The organism is Halpernia humi (assembly GCF_900108025.1).
GTDB classification, from domain to species: domain Bacteria; phylum Bacteroidota; class Bacteroidia; order Flavobacteriales; family Weeksellaceae; genus Halpernia; species Halpernia humi.
Genome location: NZ_FNUS01000012.1, coordinates 1 through 1,681 on the forward strand (window position 1 = coordinate 1; position 1,681 = coordinate 1,681).

3 protein-coding genes are annotated in these 1,681 nt (G+C 34.4%); 1 reads left to right on the plus strand and 2 read right to left on the minus strand.

Features of this window, described 5'->3' with window-relative positions; all coding sequences use genetic code 11:
• Positions 1 to 82: 82 nt before the first annotated feature.
• On the plus strand, positions 83 to 247 hold the full coding sequence (locus C4S29_RS14810; RefSeq protein ID WP_159969866.1) for a hypothetical protein: 165 nt from the start codon (positions 83 to 85) through the stop codon (positions 245 to 247).
• A gap of 92 nt (positions 248 to 339) precedes the next feature.
• Here the strand turns inward: C4S29_RS14810 and C4S29_RS14635 are convergent, their stop codons facing one another.
• Positions 340 to 699, minus strand: a complete 360-nt coding sequence (locus tag C4S29_RS14635; RefSeq protein WP_103914856.1) for a hypothetical protein — start codon at positions 697 to 699, stop codon at positions 340 to 342.
• Between the two features lie 248 nt (positions 700 to 947).
• The gene (locus tag C4S29_RS14640) at positions 948 to 1,502 is read right to left on the minus strand and encodes a hypothetical protein (protein WP_103914857.1); all 555 of its coding nucleotides are present in this window, start codon (positions 1,500 to 1,502) and stop codon (positions 948 to 950) included.
• Positions 1,503 to 1,681 lie beyond the last annotated feature (179 nt).

Consider the following 1,681-nt stretch of genomic DNA (forward strand, 5'->3'; position numbering starts at 1 on the left):
GCTAACGTACGGCTCGGCTTTGTCGTCGTTCTGAAAAGGAAGTTGAAAACTTCTTTTTCAGAATGCGTCAAAGGCGACAGTTGTGAAAACGTCGTGCGAATGCAACGATGGTTTCACAACTGTCGGCGAAGCCGAGCCGTATGTTGGGAAAAATCGTCCCGAAGGGCGATTTTTCCCAACGGATGACGCTATGGCAAGTGCGGGATTAAATTGTTGCTCAACTGACTGCCAGTACAAAAGTATATAAAGATTTCAAATGTTTCAACGAACACGCAAACCCGCATTTGCTATAGCGTTTGTTACCAGCAGTGTTTTCTTCGTTGCATTTGTTGCCCTTTGTCAGCGTAGTCTATAAAAGTAACTGCCTTCATAATTCTTCTTAACGTTTTCGTCCGAGTCAGTATAAAAAGTTACTTCTTTTAAATAGTCAATCGGGTAATTTACTTCTGTCAATAAATGTAAGTATTGGTTTTTAACTATTTCATTCGTCCCGTTGATTTCATAGTCGCTTTTTGTTTTGTCTGTGTCATAGAATAGCCAAACAGATAGGCTTTTGTCAGTCAATACGAAAGGAACAACACATTCAACCCTATGAAGTCTTATTTCGTTTTGTTTTGTCCAGTCAAGAATTAACTTTTTAAGTCTGTCAACGAAGTCAAGTTGAATAGGTAATTCTCTATGTTCGATTTCCTTTTTCATTTCTAATTGTTGTCTGTCTTGATTGGCCGGTCGTCAAACATTGCTGGTAACGAGAAACGGCTTTGCGATGTGCGGGCTTTGAAAACCAGATAGTTATATAAAAACCGCGCGTAGCAAAAACCATTTTTCTTTTTGTAAATATAATAAAAAATCAAAAAGAAAATGGTTTTTGCGGATTATTTTTACACAAGTTCAACAAACACGAAATCCCGCATATTGCAAAACCGATGTTATCTGCAGGCGTCTTATCAGTTTTTCATTCCATAATAGGAAATTGCAGAAAAGTTTTCTTCAAATTTGTTTGTTTCTGATACTAAATTCAGAATTTCAGTTGTTAATTTTTTTTGATTTTCAGTTTTTTCATTTGCAATATACCCAACTTTAAAAGTTTTATCTGAATTTAGTATAGAAAAGTTATACGAAATTCCATCAATATAATTTCCTTGAATTTGTTGATAATCTTCATCATTTAGATTTACTAAAATTTTAGTTAGTTCATTAATTTGATTTTGCGTTAATTCTGCATAGTATGGTTTTGGTGGTTTTTTTTCAGTCTTTTTTTCTCCAAATGCAGGAGGTTCCTGTAAAAAAGGATAAATTGTTTTAAAGGTTAAGTATTTTTTTTCAAAATTAACATTTACTTCCGCATTTTCATTTAGAGAAGGTTGGAATATGAAAGTAAGAAATTGAGGTTGCGTTTTGCTGTTAGAATCCAAAGTTTTGTTTTGAATATTTTCAATTTCTTTTTTACAAGAAGTTAAGGGAAAAATCAAAATTATCAAAAATGTAAAAAATTTATTCATTTTTTGCTATCTATATGTTTTTTTTTGATACGCTTGCCGCTAACGTACGGCTCGGCTTTGTCGTCGTTCTGAAAAGGAAGTTGAAAACTTCTTTTTCAGAATGCGTCAAAGGCGACAGTTGTGAAAACGTCGTGCGAATGCAACGATGGTTTCACAACTGTCGGCGAAGCCGAGCCGTA